Annotated in this window: 14 protein-coding genes; all 14 read left to right on the top strand. The window is 65.2% G+C overall.

Annotation, left to right across the window (positions count from 1 at the left end; all coding sequences use genetic code 11):
• Positions 1 to 22: 22 nt before the first annotated feature.
• Positions 23 to 1,156 (top strand): aspartate-semialdehyde dehydrogenase, encoded by a 1,134-nt coding sequence (gene asd / locus Q0799_RS04880; protein ID WP_298395071.1) that lies wholly within the window; start codon positions 23 to 25, stop codon positions 1,154 to 1,156.
• 155 nt (positions 1,157 to 1,311) lie between these two features.
• The gene (locus tag Q0799_RS04875) at positions 1,312 to 4,449 is read left to right on the top strand and encodes a FimV/HubP family polar landmark protein (protein ID WP_298395068.1); all 3,138 of its coding nucleotides are present in this window, start codon (positions 1,312 to 1,314) and stop codon (positions 4,447 to 4,449) included.
• A gap of 67 nt (positions 4,450 to 4,516) precedes the next feature.
• Entirely contained in the window at positions 4,517 to 5,107 is a 591-nt protein-coding gene (locus Q0799_RS04870) for a CbiQ family ECF transporter T component (RefSeq protein ID WP_298395065.1), read from the top strand.
• Positions 5,104 to 5,892, top strand: a complete 789-nt coding sequence (gene truA / locus Q0799_RS04865) for a tRNA pseudouridine(38-40) synthase TruA (protein WP_298395062.1) — start codon at positions 5,104 to 5,106, stop codon at positions 5,890 to 5,892. The genes Q0799_RS04870 and truA overlap by 4 nt, the downstream gene beginning before the upstream one ends.
• Positions 5,889 to 6,524 carry a phosphoribosylanthranilate isomerase gene (locus tag Q0799_RS04860; protein WP_298395060.1) on the top strand — a complete coding sequence of 212 codons (636 nt, stop codon included), beginning with the start codon at positions 5,889 to 5,891 and terminating at the stop codon, positions 6,522 to 6,524. Before truA ends, Q0799_RS04860 begins: the two co-directional genes overlap by 4 nt.
• A gap of 122 nt (positions 6,525 to 6,646) precedes the next feature.
• On the top strand, positions 6,647 to 7,852 hold the full coding sequence (gene trpB / locus Q0799_RS04855) for a tryptophan synthase subunit beta (protein WP_298395057.1): 1,206 nt from the start codon (positions 6,647 to 6,649) through the stop codon (positions 7,850 to 7,852).
• Entirely contained in the window at positions 7,852 to 8,658 is an 807-nt protein-coding gene (gene trpA, locus Q0799_RS04850) for a tryptophan synthase subunit alpha (protein ID WP_298395055.1), read from the top strand. The genes trpB and trpA overlap by 1 nt, the downstream gene beginning before the upstream one ends.
• Entirely contained in the window at positions 8,655 to 9,527 is an 873-nt protein-coding gene (gene accD, locus Q0799_RS04845) for an acetyl-CoA carboxylase, carboxyltransferase subunit beta (RefSeq protein ID WP_028993501.1), read from the top strand. Before trpA ends, accD begins: the two co-directional genes overlap by 4 nt.
• Positions 9,524 to 10,831, top strand: a complete 1,308-nt coding sequence (gene folC, locus Q0799_RS04840) for a bifunctional tetrahydrofolate synthase/dihydrofolate synthase (protein WP_298395049.1) — start codon at positions 9,524 to 9,526, stop codon at positions 10,829 to 10,831. Before accD ends, folC begins: the two co-directional genes overlap by 4 nt.
• A gap of 3 nt (positions 10,832 to 10,834) precedes the next feature.
• Positions 10,835 to 11,548 (top strand): SPOR domain-containing protein, encoded by a 714-nt coding sequence (locus Q0799_RS04835; RefSeq protein WP_298395046.1) that lies wholly within the window; start codon positions 10,835 to 10,837, stop codon positions 11,546 to 11,548.
• On the top strand, positions 11,545 to 12,036 hold the full coding sequence (locus Q0799_RS04830) for a CvpA family protein (protein WP_298395043.1): 492 nt from the start codon (positions 11,545 to 11,547) through the stop codon (positions 12,034 to 12,036). Before Q0799_RS04835 ends, Q0799_RS04830 begins: the two co-directional genes overlap by 4 nt.
• 13 nt (positions 12,037 to 12,049) lie before the next feature.
• Complete coding sequence (purF, locus tag Q0799_RS04825; protein ID WP_298395040.1) at positions 12,050 to 13,600, top strand: amidophosphoribosyltransferase; 1,551 nt, start codon at positions 12,050 to 12,052, stop codon at positions 13,598 to 13,600.
• Positions 13,600 to 14,781, top strand: a complete 1,182-nt coding sequence (locus Q0799_RS04820) for an O-succinylhomoserine sulfhydrylase (protein WP_298395367.1) — start codon at positions 13,600 to 13,602, stop codon at positions 14,779 to 14,781. Before purF ends, Q0799_RS04820 begins: the two co-directional genes overlap by 1 nt.
• Before the next feature lie 52 nt (positions 14,782 to 14,833).
• Positions 14,834 to 16,074: DEAD/DEAH box helicase (locus Q0799_RS04815; RefSeq protein ID WP_298395037.1), on the top strand; the 1,241-nt coding region annotated here is incomplete at its 3' end.

Genomic DNA, 16,074 nt, shown 5'->3' with positions numbered 1-16,074 from the left:
GCTTGTATTCGGAGAGAGAGTCATGAAGAAGGTTGGTCTGGTCGGTTGGCGTGGCATGGTCGGTTCCGTGCTGATGCAGCGTATGGTCGAAGAGGGCGATTTCGCCCATATCGATCCGGTTTATTTCTCGACCTCCGCCGCTGGCGGCAAGGCGCCGGTCTTCGGCGGCAAGGAAGCCTCGCTGCCGCTGCAGGATGCGTCCAACATCGACGCCCTGAAGGCCTGCGAAATCATCATCACCTGCCAGGGGGGCGACTACACCAAGGAAGTCTTCCCCAAGCTGCGCGCTGCCGGCTGGAACGGTCACTGGATCGATGCTGCCTCGTCGCTGCGCATGGTCGACGACGCCGTGATCATTCTCGACCCGGTCAACATGCACGTGATCAAGGACGCGCTGGCCAAGGGCGGCAAGAACTGGATCGGCGGCAACTGCACGGTTTCGCTGATGCTGATGGGCCTCGGTGGCCTGTTCCAGAACGATCTGGTCGAGTGGGCCACGTCCATGACCTACCAGGCCGCTTCCGGCGCCGGCGCGCAGAACATGCGCGAACTGATCAGCCAGATGGGTGTCATTCACGACTCGGTCAAGGATCTGCTGGCCGATCCGGCCTCGGCCATCCTCGACATCGACCGCAAGGTCGCCGAGACCATCCGCTCCGACAGCTTCCCGAAGAAGAACTTCCGCAACACGCCGCTGGCCGGTTCGCTGATTCCGTGGATCGACGTGCCTTACGAAAACGGCCAGTCCAAGGAAGAGTGGAAGGGCGGCGCCGAGTGCAACAAGATCCTCGGCAAGCCGGCGTTCCGTTCGGCCGGTTCGATTCCCATCGACGGCCTGTGCGTGCGCATCGGCGCGATGCGTTGCCACAGCCAGGCGCTGACCATCAAGCTGAAGAAGGATGTGCCGCTCGACGAGATTTCCGACATGCTCGCCAAGGCCAACCCGTGGGCCAAGGTGGTGCCGAACGATCGAGAGATTTCCGAGCGTGAGCTGACCCCGGCCGCCGTCACCGGCACGCTGACGGTGCCGGTCGGTCGTCTGCACAAGATGGCGATGGGCCCGGAGTACCTGGCCGCCTTCACCTGCGGCGACCAGTTGCTGTGGGGCGCCGCCGAGCCGCTGCGCCGCATGCTGCGCATCCTGCTCGACGCTTGAGTTCGGCGTGTATGGAAAAAAACGGGGCGTTCAGCCCCGTTTTTTATTTGTTGGGTATATGCTGAAAGTGCGTAACTTAGAAGCGGGTTTAGCTTGCATTGCTAAGTCCATGATGTTAATTTGATTCTCCCAAGTTATACGCTCAGGGCATGGCCGTGACCGAGAACAATTCTTCCAAATTCAAGAAATGTGCGCTGGCGCTTGCCGTCGCTTCCTGTATGTCGCTTGCGACCTCGGCTGCCGAAGCTGCCGGACTCGGGAAACTGACGGTTTTCTCCAGTCTGGGGCAGCCGCTGAAGGCCGAGGTCGAGCTTTCGGCGACGGGAGAAGAGCTGGTTGGCATGAATGCCAGGCTGGCACCGCCGGACATCTTCAAACAGGCCGGTGTCGAATACTCCTCGGCACTGACCGATCTGCGCTTCGCGGTGGAGCGACGCGGCAATGGCAAATCGGTCCTGCGCGTGACTTCGGCGCGTCCGGTCAATGAGCCTTTCCTTGATTTTCTGGTCGAACTGACCTGGCCGGCAGGTCGCCTGGTCCGTGAATACACTTTCCTCCTCGATCCGCCGGAGTTTGCCAGCGGCCAGGGAATGCGCACCAGTGTCGACGCCAAGATCGTTGAAACCGTCAGGGGCGGCGGTGTTGCTCCCGAAACGGTGGCGCCGCCGCCCAGGAAAGCGGAAGTGTCTGCTACGCCGCCGGTCGCGAAAGCGCCCGAGAAGCCCCCGGTGGGCGACCCGTCTACCCGTCTGGTCGAACGTGGCGACACCCTGTTGCGGATCGCCAATGAACGTCGATATGCCAGTGTCTCCCTCGAACAGATGCTGGTCGGCCTGTATCGCAACAATCGCGAAGCCTTCATCGAAAACGACATCAATCGCCTCAAGGCCGGCGTGATCCTGAATGTGCCGGATGAGGCGACCGTTGCAGCCGTTTCCGAAAAGGAAGCGCGCGCTGTTTACGTCTCGGCTGGCGACTTTGCCGCCTACCGACGCAAGCTGGCTGCGGCGGCAGCCGAAGCCAGGACTGAGTCGCCCGCGGCCCAGAGCGCCGGGGGAAAGATTACGCCCAAGGTCGAGGAGAAAACACCGGCTGTCGATACTGCGCGCGATCAAGTCAAAGTCTCGCGTGCCGATGCCCCGGCCGGCAGCGAGGTCGATCGCATTGCTGCCGACAAGGCGCTGCAGGAATCCCAGGCGCGCGTGGCGCAGCTTGAACGCAATCTGACGGAAATACAGAAGTTGCTGGAGATGAAGAACCAGCGACTCGCCGAACTGGAAAAACCCGCACAACCGGTCGAGACCGCCGCGCCTGAAACCAAGCCGGTGGAGGCGCCGGTCGAGCCGGCCGCACAACAACCCGCGCCGGCCACCGAAACGCCGGCAACGGCAGCCCCTGCCGAGACGGCGACACCAGCAGCGGTTGAGCCACCGGCCGTGGCAAAGCCGCCGGTGGTCCCGCCACCGGTGGTGCCGGAGGTTCCGGTCGAGGATGATTTCCTGGCTGACAATGCCTTGCCGCTGGCCGGTGGCGCAGCCGCGATCGCCTTGCTGACCGGGCTGTTGATTTATCGTCGTCGACGCAAGCCGGATGCCCTCGGCGCTGAAACTACGGCGGCACCGTCGCCTTCCAGCCTCGGGCCGAATTCGGTATTCCGCATGACCGGCGGCCAGAGCGTCGATACCGCCAGCACGCCGCCGCATACGGGCGAGTTCAGCCAGGCCGGTCCGGGCACGATCGATACCGACGAGGTCGATCCGGTGGCCGAGGCCGATGTTTACATGGCTTATGGGCGTGATGCCCAGGCAGAGGAAATCCTGCTCGAAGCGATGCAGAAGGACCCGAGTCGTCTGGCCATCCACGCCAAGCTTCTCGAGATCTATGCCAACCGCCGCAGCGTCAAGCAATTCGAGACGCTGGCCAGTGAGCTCTACGCGCAGACGGCAGGGGTCGGACCGGAATGGGAAAAGGTGGCGGCGCTGGGCGCCGAAATCGATCCGGAGAATCCGCTTTACGGCGGAGCCGCTCAATCCGCTAAATCGTCGGCGGCAGCCAAGCCGTTCGATGCCGACGCCACGCTGGTGGCCAGTGCCGCGGCGGTAGCTGCTGCAAGCGCCGCTGCCGCGATGCCCGACGTGCCGCAGGATGCCGTTGATTCGCAGGCGTTGGACAACGCAGTGGATGCGCTCGTTTTCGAGGCGCCGACGTTTGCCGAGCCAGCGTTTGAATCCGAGCCCGAACCCCTGCTTGAGCCCGCATCGCCAATGGCCGCCGAGTTTGCGGCTGTCGAGCCGGCTGATGACGGGATGGCGCTGGACTTCGATCTCGGCAATGCGGTACCGGAAGAAGTCGTCGAATCTGCCGAGGCGGACTTGAGCCAGTCCGTGCCGCGTCCTGAAGAACCTTATGTTGATACCGTGGTGACCGCCGAGAGTCCGCCGGACGTGCTCGATTTCGATCTGAGCGGTATGGTCGGCGGCGACTCTTCGCTTGGTGCTGTGCCGCTGGATGCGGATTCGGCCGACAAGGGACTTGAGGCCCTGGATCTGCCGCCGTTCGCAGCGCCGGCTGAGGTACCCGAGGTAACTACCGAGGACGAGTTTGCCGCCGCCGATTCTGCGCATGATTTCTCGCCGGAGGGAACGCTGGTGATTTCCGGTGCCGGTAACTTCGGACAAGCGGTGGATACCGGTGACTTCACCCTGGATGAACTGCCCGAAGCCGAAGTCGCAGCGACCCCGGCGGAGGAAGCGTCCGAAGCAGACGATCTGGCGGCATTGGTTTCGACCTCGGTGACGCCGGTTGCGGCCGAAGAAGAAGTACCGGCCGAGGCCGACGAACCGGCGGCCGACGCGGCAATCGCCGCCGAGCCCTTGACCATGGATGCGCCTGATCTGGTCAATACCATCGTCAACCCGATGGCGCTTGGCTCGGACGACGTGGATTTCGATGTCAAGCTCAGCGATTCTGTCTTCCTCGGTCAGCCGATGATGCCGTCCGAGTTCGATATCGGTTCGATCAATCTCGACCTCTCGGCGGAGCCGTCGCCGGGTGCTGCCGACCTGCCGGAACCGGCGGGTTTGTCCAAGGCGGGAGGGGCGACTGCCGATGTGGCGGCGGAAGTTCATGACGCACAGTGGGAGGAGGTCAATACCAAGCTCGATCTGGCCAAGGCCTACGAGGAAATGGGCGACCTCGAAGGGGCGCGCGAACTGCTGCAGGAAGTTCTGGGCGAAGGTTCTGCCGACCTGGTTGAGCAAGCGCAAAGCATCCTTGCCCGCATTGGCGGGTAAAATCTCCGGATTGCGCCTGGCGAACGGCCCCGCAAGGGGCCGTTCGCATTTCCGGAGTCGTATCGCGTTGCATCCTTCCGCTGCCGTCTTCCTGTGGTTTGCCGCCGTGCTGGCGGTTCAGTATCTGGCCTATCCCGGCCTGTTGCTGATTTCCGCTTGCCTGCTGCCGATTCCCGGGGTCGCCCGGCCGTGGTTGGCATTTACGCGACGTGCTCGCTGGCTATTGCTCAGCCTGTGGCTGATCCTGGCCTATCACACGCCCGGAGAGGCCTATGCCGATATCGCCTGGGCGCCGACCTACGAGGGGATGGCCGAGGCCAACGTGCATGCTCTGCGCCTGATCGTGATGCTCGGTTGCCTGTCGTGCCTGTTCTCGCGCCTGGGGCGGGAAGGACTGCTGGCCGGTCTGGCAGGGCTGCTGTTGCCGGCCTCGCGTCTGGGGTTCGATGGCGAGCGGCTGGTCGTTCGGCTGTCGTTGGTCCTGGAGCGCCTGCAGCAGCCACAGGAAAAGGGCGCCTGGCGAAAAGTGTTGTCGGCTGGCGGTGAGATGCACGACGGCCCGACTGTGATGCGTTTGCAGACGCAGGCATGGCTGAGGCGTGACAGCCTGCTGGTGCTGGTGTCGTCGCTGGTCTTGCTGGGGGTGATGGCGTGGTGAGGATTGCGCTCGGCGTCGAGTACTTCGGTTCGCCCTTTCGCGGCTGGCAGAGTCAGGCCGGCGGCGGCACCGTGCAGGATGCGCTGGAGGCGGCCCTGGCGAAGATCGCTGGCCAGGCGGTGGCGACCCTGTGCGCCGGCCGCACCGATGCCGGCGTGCATGCGACGCAGCAGGTCGTGCATTTCGACGCGCCGGTCGAGCGGCCGCTGACGGCCTGGGTGCGCGGCGTCAATACGCATCTGCCGGACGGTGTTGCGGTGCGCTGGGCGCAGCCGGTGAGCGACGAATTCCATGCCCGCTTTACCGCGCACGGGCGGCGTTACCGCTATCTGCTGCTCAACCGGCCGCAGCGTCCCGGCCTGTGGCAGGGACGGGTCGGCTGGTTTCACCTGCCGCTCGACCTAGCAGCGATGCAGGATGCCTGCGCCCGATTGCTCGGCGAGCACGATTTTTCGGCCTTCCGGGCTGCACAATGCCAGGCCAAGTCGCCGGTCAAACTGATGACGGTCGCCTCGGTGCGCCAGCACGGGGCAATGTTCGTCTTCGACTTTGCCGCCTCAGCCTTCCTGCATCACATGGTGCGCAACCTGGTCGGCACGCTGGTTCATGTCGGCAAAGGCGCGCAGTCGCCGGACTGGGTCGACGCGCTGCTGCAGATGCGCGACCGGACGCAGGCGGCACCGACATTCTCACCGGACGGCCTGTATTTTCGCGGTCCGGTTTATGCGCCGGAATGGGGGCTGCCCGAACCGGCCGATGACTTTCTCGATGGATTGCTGACATGAAAACCCGCATCAAGATCTGTGGCCTGACGCGTGAGGCCGATGTCGATGCCGCCGTCGCCGCCGGGGCCGACGCCGTCGGTTTCGTCTTCTACCCGCCCAGCCCGCGTTACGTGACGCCGGAACGGGCCGCCGAACTGGCGCGCCGGGTGCCGCCCTTCGTCGATGTCGTCGGCCTGTTCGTCAATGCCACGGCCGAGGAAATTGGGGCGACCTGCGCCTCGGTGCCGCTCAATTTGCTCCAATTTCACGGCGACGAGACGCCAGCGTTCTGCCGCAGCTTCGCCAGACCCTGGCTGCGAGCGGCGCGCGTGAGGCCGGGGCTCGATCTGGTAGAATTCGCGCGCTCGTATTCCGATGCGCGCGGATTGTTGCTCGATGCTTTTGTCGAAGGCTACGGCGGTGGCGGTCACGTGTTCGACTGGACGCTGATTCCGCCGGGTTTGCCAGGGCATCTGGTGCTTTCCGGCGGGCTGCACGCGGACAATGTCGGCGACGCGATTCGCCGGGTGCGACCGGTGGCGGTCGATGTCTCGTCGGGTGTCGAAGCGGGCAAGGGAATCAAGGATCACGACAAGATCGCCGCTTTTGTCGCTGCCGTCCGGGCAGCCGATGCGGCGATCGGCGAAGTTTAGGAAAGTTATGCGGAAATCGGTGGGCGGTATCACCCGAACCTGTTGGCGGCGTCACCTGGCGAACCATCCCTGAAACGGGACCTTCGCCAGTTCCCGTTCACCCATTTTCCAGGAGTTTCGCCATGTCCCAATCGCATTACAGTTTTCCCGATGCCAGCGGCCATTTCGGTCCCTACGGTGGCGTCTTCGTTGCCGAAACGCTGTTCGGCGCGCTCGATGAACTGAAGGCCGCCTACGCCGCCGCCCAGGCCGACCCGGCCTTCCGCGCCGAGTACGAGTACGAACTCAAGCATTTCGTCGGCCGTCCGTCGCCGATCTACCACGCCAAGCGCCTGTCCGAGGTCTGCGGCGGCGCCCAGATCTACCTCAAGCGCGAGGACCTCAACCACACCGGCGCGCACAAGGTGAACAACTGCATCGGCCAGGCCCTGCTCGCCAAGCGCATGGGCAAACCGCGCGTCATCGCCGAGACCGGCGCCGGTCAGCACGGCGTCGCCACCGCCACGGTGGCCGCCCGCTACGGCTTCGAGTGCGTCGTCTACATGGGCAGCGAGGACGTGCGTCGCCAGGCGGCCAACGTCTATCGCATGAAGCTGCTCGGCGCTACCGTGGTGCCGGTCGAATCCGGCTCGAAGACGCTCAAGGACGCGCTCAACGAAGCGATGCGCGACTGGGTCACCAATATCCACAATACCTTCTACATCATCGGCACGGTTGCCGGCCCCCACCCCTACCCGATGCTGGTGCGCGACTTCCAGAAGATCATCGGCGAGGAATGCCTCGAACAGATGCCGGAAATGGCCGGGCGCCAGCCGGATGCGGTGATCGCCGCGGTTGGCGGCGGTTCCAACGCGATGGGTATTTTCTATCCTTACATCGATGTGCCGGATGTCCGCCTGATCGGTGTCGAAGCCGCCGGTTCCGGCATTGAGACCGGCATGCACGCGGCTTCGCTGACCGCCGGCGTGCCCGGCGTGCTGCACGGCAACCGCACCTACCTGCTGCAGAACGAAGACGGCCAGATCATCGAGACGCATTCGGTCTCGGCCGGCCTCGACTATCCCGGTGTCGGCCCGGAACACGCCTGGCTGAAGGACATCGGTCGCGCCGAATACCAGCCGATCAAGGACGACGAGGCGCTCAAGGCCTTCCACGACCTGTGCCGCCTGGAAGGCATCATCCCGGCGCTGGAGTCGAGCCACGCCATCGCCTACGCGATGAAGCTGGCGCCGACACTGGCCAAGGACAAGATTCTGCTGGTCAACCTCTCCGGCCGGGGTGACAAGGACATGCACACCGTGGCCGAGAAATCCGGGATCGTATTCTGATGTCGCGCATTCAAAAAACTTTCGCACGCCTCAATGGCGAGGGCCGCAAGGCGCTGATTCCTTTCATCACCGCCGGCGATCCCGACGCCGACCTGACTGTGCCGCTGATGCACGCGCTGGTCGAGGCCGGCGCCGACATCATCGAGCTGGGGGTACCTTTCTCCGACCCGATGGCCGACGGCCCGACCATCCAGCGCGCTTCCGAGCGGGCGCTGGCCAAGGGCATGAGCCTGCGCAAGGTGCTGCAACTGGTGACCCGCTTCCGCACCGAGGACGATAAGACGCCGGTGGTGCTGATGGGCTACGCCAATCCGATCGAAGCCATGGGCCTGACGACGTTCGCCGAGAAGGCCGCGCAATCGGGCGTCGATGGCGTGCTGGTGGTCGATTATCCGCCGGAAGAGGCGGAGAAATTCGGCGCGGCGATGAAGGCGCAGGGCATGGATCCGATCTTCCTGATCGCGCCGACTTCCAGCGCCGAGCGCATCGCTCACACGGCGAAGATCGCCATCGGTTATGTCTATTACGTGTCGCTGGCCGGCGTGACCGGTTCCGGCGCGCTGAATGTGGAGGCGGTGGCGCAGAAGCTGCCGCTGATCCGCGAACAGACCGGTCTGCCGGTCGGTGTCGGCTTCGGCATCCGCGACGCGGCCACCGCCGCGCGCATCGCCGCGTTTGCCGATGCCGTCGTCGTCGGCAGCCGGATTATCGAAGAGATCGAGAAATCAACCGCGGGAACTGCCTGTGCCAACGTCAAGGCGCTGGTTGCAGAGATTCGTCGCGGTGTGGATGAGGTGAAGAAATGAGCTGGCTGACCAAACTGCTACCCCCGAAGATCAAGCGCGAACAGGGCGCCCAGCAGCGCCGCGGCAATCTGCCCGAAGGCCTGTGGAGCAAGTGCCCGGCCTGCGAGGCGGTGCTCTACGCGACCGATCTGCAGAACAACCTGCAGGTCTGCCCGAAGTGCGGTCATCACCACCGCATCAATGCCCGCCAGCGCCTCGACCTGCTGCTCGATCCGGAAGGCCGCTTCGAGATCGGTGCCGAGGTGGTGCCGGTGGACAGCCTCAAGTTCAAGGATTCGAAAAAGTACCCGGATCGCCTGATGGATGCCAACCGCGATACCGGCGAAAGCGATTCGCTGGTGGTCATGCAGGGGGCGATCAAGAACATTCCGGCGGTTGCCGCTGCCTTTGAATTCGACTTCATGGGCGGTTCGATGGGTTCGGTCCTCGGCGAGCGTTTCGTGCGCGGGGTCAACGTCGCGATCGAGCAGAAGACGCCGTTCATCTGCGTTGCCGCTTCCGGCGGTGCGCGCATGCAGGAAGGCCTGTTCTCGCTGATGCAGATGGCCAAGACAACGGCGGCGCTGACCCGCCTGTCGCAGGTCGGTCAGCCGTTCATCTCCATCCTGACCGACCCGACCATGGGCGGCGTTTCGGCCTCGTTCGCCTTCGTCGGCGACGTCGTCATCGCCGAACCGAACGCGCTGATCGGCTTCGCCGGCCCGCGCGTCATCGAGCAGACGGTGCGCGAGAAGCTGCCGGAAGGCTTCCAGCGTGCCGAGTTTCTGCTCGACAAGGGCGCCATCGACATGATCGTCGATCGCCGCGAAATGCGCGACCAGGTCGCGCGGACGCTGGCGCTGCTGCTCAACCAGCCGGCCGCCGCTTGAAGACTCTTGCCGACTGGCTGGTCCATCTCGAAGGCCTGCATCCGAAGGGGCAGGCCGGCATCGAGCTCGGCCTGGAACGCATCCGCCAGGTCAAGGCGGCGCTCGGCCAGGTCCAGCACTGCCCGGTGATCGTCGTCGGCGGCACCAATGGCAAGGGCTCGACCTGCGCCTACCTCGAGAACATCATCGACCGCGCCGGCTACAAGGTCGGCTGCTACACCTCGCCGCACATCCTCGCCTACAACGAACGCGTCCGCCTGAACGGCGTGCCGGTCGACGATGCCGCGCTCTGCGCCGCCTTCGCCAAGGTCGAGGCAGCGCGGTTGGCGACCGGTGTCGCCCTGACCTATTTCGAATTCGGCACGCTGGCCGCCTGGGAAGTCTTCGCCGCCGCCGGTGTCGAGGCGGCGGTGCTCGAAGTCGGCCTGGGCGGTCGCCTTGATGCGGTCAACGCCTACGAACCCGACGTCTCCATCGTCACCACCGTGGCCCTCGACCATACCGACTGGCTGGGGCCGGATCGCGAATCGATCGGCTTCGAGAAGGCCGGCATCTTCCGCGCCGGCAAGCCGGCGCTGTGCGCCGATCCGCAGCCGCCGCAACGCCTGCTCGACCACGCCGTGGCGATCGGCGCCGACCTGCGCCTGGTCGGCCGCGACTTCGGTTTCGAACGGCCTGGCGCCGAGGCCGCCGAAAACCGCCTGCAGTGGCGCTGGTGGTGCCGTAGCGGCGACCAGATTGTGCGCCGCTCGCTGGCCTATCCGGGGCTGCGCGGACCGACCCAGTTGTTCAACGCCAGCGTCGCCCTGGCCGCGCTGGAGGCCATCGCTGACCAGTTGCCGGTGACCATGCAGGCGATCCGTCCGGGCCTGATCGAAACCGAATTGAGCGGCCGCTTCCAGATCGTTCCCGGCAAGCCGGCAATCGTCCTCGACGTCGGCCACAATCCGCAGGCGGTCAAGGTGCTCGCCGACAACCTCTCGAACATGGGTTTCTTCGACCGCACCCGGGCGGTGCTGGGCATGCTCGCCGACAAGGACATCGCCGGTGCTCTGGCGCCGCTCAAGGATCGCGTCGACGTCTGGCATCTGGCCAGTCTGCCGGGGCCGCGCGGCACGACCGCCGCGGCGCTGGCGCAGATCGTGCGCGATGCCGGGGTCGGCGGCGAGATCGTCTGCCACGACACGCCGGCCGAGGCAATGCGGGCGGCCCGGGAGGCAGCCGGGGAAAGTGATAGAATCCTCGCCTTCGGATCGTTCTACACGGTGGCCGGCGCGCTCGAAGCGCTGGGCAGGAAAGCCTGATTGATGGAAGACAACGACGTTCAGCTGCAGCTCAAGAAACGCGCCCGCCGCCGCCTGGTCGGCGCCGTCTTCTTCGTCTCGCTCGTCGCCCTGGTATTGCCGATGCTGATGGATCACGATCCGCGGCCACCCGTACAGGACGTCGAAATCCGCATCCCCGGCCAGGACGACAAACCGTTTGCGCCGGCGATGGTCGCCGTACCCGTCGAGAGCCCGCCCGAAAAACCCGTGCCGGCGAGTGAGGCGCCCGCCGCACCGGCTGCCCGCGTCGTCGAGGCCAGTCCGCCACCCGCGCCGGCGCCCGCGCCCGCCGTGGTCCAGCCGGCCCCGGCCAAGCCTGCCGATAAGCCGGTGGCCAAGGCGCCGGAAAAGCCGGTGGTCGAGAAAAAGCCGGAGGCGCCCACTGCGGCGGCCAACGACGAGGCCCGCCGGGCAGCGGCGATCCTTGCTGGACAGTCGCCGGCGCCAGCCCCGGCAGCGGCCGGCGCACCGCATCTGATCCTGATCGGTGCCTTCACCAACGAGGCCAACGTTGTCAGCCTGCGCAAGAAACTTGGCGAACTCGGCATCAAGACCTATACCGAACCGCTGGATTCGCCTCAGGGCAAGAAGACACGGGTCCGCGCCGGCCCCTTCCCGAACCGCGATGCGGCTGAAAAGGCACTGGAAAAGATGAAACGCATTGGCGTTTCCGGTGTCATTGCACCCAAGCCATGACCCTGTTCGACTACATTGCCGTGACCATCGTCCTGCTTTCCCTGGGCTTCGGCCTGTGGCGAGGTATGGTCAGCGAGGTCATTGCCTTGCTGGCCTGGGGCCTGGGCATATATGCGGCATTCAGTTTTGGCCCCGAACTCGGCGCGATGCTGCCCGCGGGGATCGAGGATCCGACGGTGCGAGCGCTGATCGGTTGTACGCTGATCTTCGTCGGCGTTCTGGTGGCGATGGCGATTGTCCGCCTGCTCATCCTCAAGGCAGTGAAAGCATTGGGGCTGTCGGTTTCCGACCGCCTCCTGGGCATGTTCTTCGGTCTGGCGCGGGGCCTGCTGTTGACCCTGCTGCTGGTGGCGCTCGGCGGCATGACGGCCGCCCCGAGCCAGCCATGGTGGCGCGGTGCAGCACTGGCGCCGCCGCTGGAAACGGCTGTGCTGGCAATGAAACCGATGTTGCCACACGATCTGGCCAAACGTATTCGATTCAGTTAATCAGGAAAATATCATGTGCGGGATTCTCGGCGTCTTGGCCACCACTCCGGTCAATCAATTGCTGTACGACGGACTCATGGTGCTGCAGCACCGCGGTCAGGATGCGGCCGGCATTGCCACGGCGGAAGGCAATACCTTCCACCTGCACAAGGGGCCGGGGCTGGTGCGCGACGTCTTCCGCACCCGCAACATGCGGGCGCTGCCCGGTAACTGCGGTATCGGCCACGTCCGCTACCCGACCGCCGGTTCGGCCTACAACTTCGCCGAGGCGCAGCCTTTCTACGTCAATTCGCCGTTCGGCATCGTGCTCGGTCACAACGGCAACCTGACCAATGCCGAGCAGCTGAAGGAGGAGATGTTCCGCCTCGACCGCCGGCACATCAATACCAATTCCGATTCCGAAGTCCTGCTCAACGTGCTGGCGCATGAACTGCAGTCGGCGGCGCACGGCTACGAACTGGACGTGGACAGCATCTTCCAGGCGGTAGCCGGCGTCCATCGCCGTTGCCGCGGCGCCTACGCCGTGGTCGCCATCATCGCCGGCTACGGTCTGCTCGCTTTCCGCGACCCGCATGGTATCCGGCCGCTTATCTACGGCCAGAACGAAACCCCGGAAGGCATCGAGTATCTGGTCGCCTCCGAGTCGGTGGCGCTGGATACGCTGGGTTTCCAGGTCGTCCGCGACATCGAGCCGGGCGAGGCCGTGTTCATCGACCTCAACCATCAGTTGCACAGCCGCCAATGCGCCCAGCAGCCGATGTACGCACCGTGCATCTTTGAATACGTCTACCTTGCCCGTCCGGATACCGTGATCGATCGCGTGCCGGTTTACGAAGCGCGTCTGGCGATGGGTGAGTTGCTGGCCGAAAAGGTCAGGGCGGCGATTCCGGTGGACGAGATCGACGTCGTCATCCCGATTCCCGATTCCAGCCGTCCTTCCGCCATGCAACTGGCGCATGTGCTGAACATTCCGTTCCGCGAAGGCTTCGTCAAGAATCGCTACGTGGGCCGCACCTTCATCATGCCCGGCCAGGCGATGCGCAAGAAATCGGTGCGCCAGAAGCTGAACACCGTCGGCCAGGAGTTCAAGGGCAAGCGCGTGCTGCTGGTCGACGATTCCATCGTCCGTGGCACGACCAGCCGCGAGATCGTCGAGATGGCCCGGGCTGCCGGCGCGACCAAGGTCTACTTCGCTTCCGCCGCGCCGCCGGTGCGTTTCCCGAACGTCTACGGCATCGACATGCCGACGCGTGCCGAACTGATCGCCACCGGTCGTAACGACGCCCAGATCGCCGCCGAAATCGGCGCCGATGCGCTGGTCTATCAGGACATCGAGGCGCTCAAGCAATCGATCACCAAGCTGCGCGCCGACCTGACCGTGTTCGACGCCTCCTGCTTCGACGGCTGCTACATCACCGGCGACATCGACGACTACTATCTCGATGCCGTCGAGGGCAAGCGCAGCAAGAAGCCCGCCAAGAACGACGACAAGAACGACGATGATGGCGACGGTCGCGAATCGCAGCAGATGGTTCTCGGCCTGGCCAACGGCGGGCAGGAATGATGGCTGGGTTGCCGAACTATCGCCCGGAAACGCTGGCCGTACGTGCCGGCCAGGAGCGCAGCCAGTTCGGCGAGCACGCCGAGGCGCTCTACCTGACGTCGAGCTTCGTCTTCGGTAGTGCCGCGCAGGCGGCGAAGCGCTTCTCCGGCGAGGAGGAGGGCAATGTTTATGCGCGCTTCTCGAACCCGACCGTGACCATGTTCGAGGAACGCCTGGCGGCGCTCGAAGGTGCCGAGGATTGCGTCGCCACCGCCAGCGGGATGGCGGCGATCATGGCGCTGTGCCTGGCGCACCTCAAGCAGGGCGACCACATCGTCGCCTCGAACAGCCTGTTCGGCGCCACCGTACAGTTGTTCAACAACATCCTGTCGCGCACCGGCATCACCACCACCTTCGTCTCGCATACCGACCCGGCGGCCTGGGAAGCGGCGATCCGCCCGGAAACCAAGCTGTTCTTCCTGGAAACGCCGTCGAATCCGCTGACCGAAATTGCCGATATCCGGGCGCTGAGTGCAATCGCCCACGCGCGCGGCATCCTGGTCGCCGTCGACAACTGCTTCTGCACGCCGATCCTGCAAAAGCCGCTGGAAAAGGGCGCCGACCTCGTCGTCCATTCGGCGACCAAGTACATCGACGGCCAGGGGCGCGTCCTCGGCGGCGCCGTCTGCGGGCCGAAGAAGCTGACCGAGGAAGTTTTCAAGTACCTGCGTACCGCCGGGCCGACGCTGTCGGCGTTCAACGCCTGGGTCCTGCTCAAGGGCCTGGAAACGCTGAAGATCCGGATCGAGGCGCAGGCCGCCAACGCCGCCCGGCTGGCCAACTGGCTGGAAGCGCACCCCAAGGTCGCCCGCGTCTTCTACCCGGGGCTGCCGTCGCACCCGCAATATGCGCTGGCACAGACGCAGCAGGCCAGCGGCGGCGCCATCGTCTCCTTCGAGGTCAAGGGCGCCCGCGAGCAGGCCTGGACGGTGGTGGACCACTGCCGCCTGCTGTCGATCACCGCCAATCTCGGCGACACCAAGACCACCATCACCCATCCCGCCTCGACCACGCACGGCCGCATTTCCCCGGAAGCCCGGGCCGCCGCCGGCATCAACGAAGGCCTGCTGCGCATCGCGGTCGGCCTGGAAGCGGTCGAGGATCTGCAGGCCGACCTCGAGCGCGGCCTTTCCCTGATCTGATTTTCCGTGCGGGCACCCGGCTGCGGCCGGGCGTCCGCCTTTGGAGCTGTCCATGCATTTTTCCGAACTCGGCCTGAAGGCCGAAATCCAGCGTGCCGTCGCCGAACAGGGCTACGACACGCCGACCCCGATCCAGCAGCAGGCGATTCCCGCGGTGCTCGCCGGCCACGACCTGATGGCCACGGCGCAGACCGGTACCGGCAAGACCGCCGGTTTCACGCTGCCCATCCTGCACCTGCTGGCGAGCGGGCCGAACGACCGCCTGACGCGCATTGCCAAGACGCCGCGCGTGCTGGTGCTGACGCCGACCCGCGAACTGGCGATCCAGGTCGAGGAAAGCGTGCGCACCTACGGCAAGCACCTGCCGATCAATTCGCTGGCCGTCTTCGGCGGCGTCGGCATCAACCCGCAGATCGCCAACCTGCGCCGCGGCGTGGACATCCTGGTGGCGACGCCGGGGCGCCTGCTCGACCACGTCCAGCAGCGCACGGTCGACCTCTCGGCAATCGAGATATTCGTCCTCGACGAAGCCGACCGCATGCTCGACATGGGCTTCATCCCCGACATCAAGCGCATCCTCGCGCTGCTGCCGGCCAGCCGCCAGAGCCTGCTGTTCTCGGCGACCTTCTCGGACGAGATCAAGAAACTCGCCGACCAGATGCTGAAGAACCCCCAGCTCATCGAGGTCGCCCGCCGCAACATGGTCTCCGAGACCATCACCCACGTCGTCCATCCGGTCTCCGCGGGCATGAAGCGCAATCTGCTCGCCCATCTGCTGCGCCACAACCCGGACACCCAGGCGCTGGTGTTCGTCGATACCAAGATCGTCTGCGGCCGCCTCGCCCACTTCCTCGAACGCCACGGCATCGCCGCCGACGCCATCCACGGCGACAAGAGCCAGCAGCAGCGCACCGAAACCCTCGAAGCCTTCAAGAGCGGCCGCCTGCGGGTGCTGGTGGCCACCGACGTCGCCGCCCGCGGCATCGACATCGACGAACTGCCCTACGTCATCAACTTCGAGCTGCCGCATACCGCCGAAGATTACGTGCACCGCATCGGCCGCACCGGCCGCGCCGGCCACAAGGGCAATGCGGTGTCGCTGGTGTGTACCGAGGAGAAGCACTGGCTGGCCGAGATCGAGAAGCTCATCAAGCTGAAGATTCCCCAGGAGGTGGTTCCCGGTTTCGACCCCGAAGCGGAGTTCTTCGAGGCCGGCAGCCGTGGCGGCCGCGGTCGCGGTCACCGCGACCTTGCCGAGCGCAGCATGCCGGCACGTGAACCGCGCAGCGAAGG

Source organism: uncultured Azonexus sp. (assembly GCF_937982035.1).
Lineage (GTDB): Bacteria > Pseudomonadota > Gammaproteobacteria > Burkholderiales > Rhodocyclaceae > Azonexus.
The sequence above is the reverse complement of the archived record's forward strand: the minus strand, read 5'-3'. Positions and strand labels throughout refer to the sequence as shown.

Coding starts and splice junctions, on each gene's coding strand:
- Q0799_RS04820 (WP_298395367.1), top strand. CDS start 13,600: ATGGCTGGGTTGCCGAACTATCGCCCGGAAACGCTGGCCGTACGTGCC.
- trpA (WP_298395055.1), top strand. CDS start 7,852: ATGTCGCGCATTCAAAAAACTTTCGCACGCCTCAATGGCGAGGGCCGC.
- Q0799_RS04860 (WP_298395060.1), top strand. CDS start 5,889: ATGAAAACCCGCATCAAGATCTGTGGCCTGACGCGTGAGGCCGATGTC.
- trpB (WP_298395057.1), top strand. CDS start 6,647: ATGTCCCAATCGCATTACAGTTTTCCCGATGCCAGCGGCCATTTCGGT.
- Q0799_RS04830 (WP_298395043.1), top strand. CDS start 11,545: ATGACCCTGTTCGACTACATTGCCGTGACCATCGTCCTGCTTTCCCTG.
- accD (WP_028993501.1), top strand. CDS start 8,655: ATGAGCTGGCTGACCAAACTGCTACCCCCGAAGATCAAGCGCGAACAG.
- asd (WP_298395071.1), top strand. CDS start 23: ATGAAGAAGGTTGGTCTGGTCGGTTGGCGTGGCATGGTCGGTTCCGTG.
- Q0799_RS04835 (WP_298395046.1), top strand. CDS start 10,835: ATGGAAGACAACGACGTTCAGCTGCAGCTCAAGAAACGCGCCCGCCGC.
- purF (WP_298395040.1), top strand. CDS start 12,050: ATGTGCGGGATTCTCGGCGTCTTGGCCACCACTCCGGTCAATCAATTG.